Origin of the sequence: Kocuria rhizosphaericola (genome assembly GCF_044462205.1) — a bacterium.
In the GTDB taxonomy this organism is placed as follows: Bacteria; Actinomycetota; Actinomycetes; order Actinomycetales; family Micrococcaceae; genus Kocuria; species Kocuria rhizosphaericola.
Genome location: NZ_JBISWK010000136.1, coordinates 1 through 1,769, shown reverse-complemented (window position 1 = coordinate 1,769; position 1,769 = coordinate 1). Strand labels below are relative to the sequence as shown.

The 1,769-nt window shown below is 75.6% G+C and carries 3 protein-coding genes; 2 read left to right on the top strand and 1 reads right to left on the bottom strand.

Features of this window, described 5'->3' with window-relative positions; all coding sequences use genetic code 11:
- Nucleotides 1-31: 31 nt before the first annotated feature.
- A complete protein-coding gene (locus ACH9D2_RS13855) occupies nucleotides 32-592 on the bottom strand; it encodes a hypothetical protein (RefSeq protein WP_396363391.1) in 561 nt (186 codons plus the stop codon).
- Nucleotides 593-1,092: 500 nt separating this feature from the next.
- Between ACH9D2_RS13855 and ACH9D2_RS13850 the strand changes: the two genes are divergently transcribed.
- Both ACH9D2_RS13850 and ACH9D2_RS13845 read left to right on the top strand, forming a co-directional pair.
- Complete coding sequence (locus ACH9D2_RS13850; protein ID WP_396363390.1) at nucleotides 1,093-1,344, top strand: DUF6458 family protein; 252 nt, start codon at nucleotides 1,093-1,095, stop codon at nucleotides 1,342-1,344.
- 35 nt (nucleotides 1,345-1,379) lie between these two features.
- Nucleotides 1,380-1,712 (top strand): carboxymuconolactone decarboxylase family protein, encoded by a 333-nt coding sequence (locus tag ACH9D2_RS13845; protein ID WP_396363389.1) that lies wholly within the window; start codon nucleotides 1,380-1,382, stop codon nucleotides 1,710-1,712.
- The last annotated feature ends 57 nt before the right edge of the window (nucleotides 1,713-1,769 follow it).

Sequence of the window (1,769 nt, the reverse complement as noted above, 5' to 3'; positions counted from 1 at the left end):
TCCCGGCACCGGCCGCGCCCGTCACCGGGGCTCAGGCGCGCGGCCGGTCCCCGGGTCCGAGGTCGCTCTCGGACCGGACGTCGCCGTCGGACCGGGCGTGCCCGTCCGGCCCGGCGTCACCGTCGCGCCGGGTCCGCGTGTCCGTCCCGGCGTCGCCGTCCTGCCAGGGGGCCTCGTCGGAGTGCGATCCGGAGCCGTGGCCGGTGACGTCCTCGTGGCGTCGGCGCGGGGTGTCCCCGGCGGTGGGGTCGTCCCCGTCCGGGGCGAGCGCCGCGGCGTCCCGGCGGTGGGTCTCCGCCTCCTGGCGCACCCTCTCGGCGTCCTCGGCACGCCGCTGGGCGTCCTGCTCGAGACGGTCGGCCTCGATCCGGGCCTTCTCGGCCTCGGCGCGGGCCGCGTCCGCGTCCGCCTTGCGCTCGCGGGCCGAGAGGTCCTCCTCCTCGCTGCGGGAGCGCAGCTCGGCGGCGCGCTCCTGGTTCTCCCGCCGCTGTGCGACGTCGCGCTCCTTCTTCTTGCGGCTCCCGGCCAGCACGGCCAGGACGACCACGGCCAGCACGACCACGGCCAGCACGATCCAGATCCAGGTTTCCATCGGATGTTCCTCCTCGGTAGGCCCCCACGTTCCTCCATGGAAGCAGAGCCGCACGGGTCCGGCCAGCAGCCCCGGCGTCCCGGCTGACCGTGGCGTCCGGCACCACCCCGTGGTCGCGTCGTCGGCACCCCGCGCACCCGTCGCCGGCCGGTGCGCGGGGTGGGCCCCGCCGGCTCCGCGCCTGCTTCCCCCCGGGCGCCGGCACCGGAGTTGCCCCAGGCCAGGGCAGGATCCGACAGCACGCTCCCGGCCCGCTCCCGCGGTGTGCCGGGGCGGTCCGAGCGGCGCGGCGCCCGACCGGGGCAGAGGGGTCGGGCCGGGCGCCCCGGGGCGCCGGGCGCAGCCGTGACCGAACATGACCTTGCGCGTCGGAACAGGGCAGTGCCCGCCTCCGCCGAACGAGTCTCCTGGTCCGCGCGGGCGCGTCCCACATGATCAAGCATGGATTTGCTTTACTTAATACATTCGTTCTCCGTCCGCCCTCCCGAGAGGACCCCGCCATGCGCCTCAACCCTGCCGGCCCACTGATCACCATTGCCGTCGGCCTCATCCTCTGGCTGGCGCTGCCGTCCGCCGTGGGCCCGATCAATCTCGCACTGGCCGGCCAGATCATCTTCTGGGTGGGCGTGGCCTACCTCGCGCTGGTCCTGATCGCCGCCGCCGTCCCGTCCCGGCGCCGCTCCACCCGCAGCACCGTGGCGGACCCCGGCACCGGGGAGCGCATCGAGCGCTCCGAGACCGACCTCACCTGAGGGTCCGGACCACACCGACCCGGCAGGAGCGCACCGTGACCGGCCACGACCGCTCGCCGGAGGGCCTCGAGCGCCTGACCGAGTTCATGGGCCTGGCGCCGCAGGAGTTCCAGGCGGCTGCGAGTTCCGACAGGACGATCGGCCGGGAGGGCGGTGCCATCGGTCAGCTCCACCGGGAGCTGACCGCCGTGGGCGTCGCCGTCAGGTCCCCGTGCCCCTACTGCCTCGAGGTCCACGTGACACGGCCCGAGAAGGCCCGCGCCTCGAAGGCCCAGCTCGCCGAGGCGGTCCTGGTGGCCGCCGGCCTGGGCGCCGGGGCCGCGGTCATTCACGGGACCATGGCCGCCCGGATCTCCGACGAGGCCTGAGCCCAGCCCCCTGCCCCTCCGCGCCCCCTCCCCGTTCCCGCCGAACTCACCGGTTCC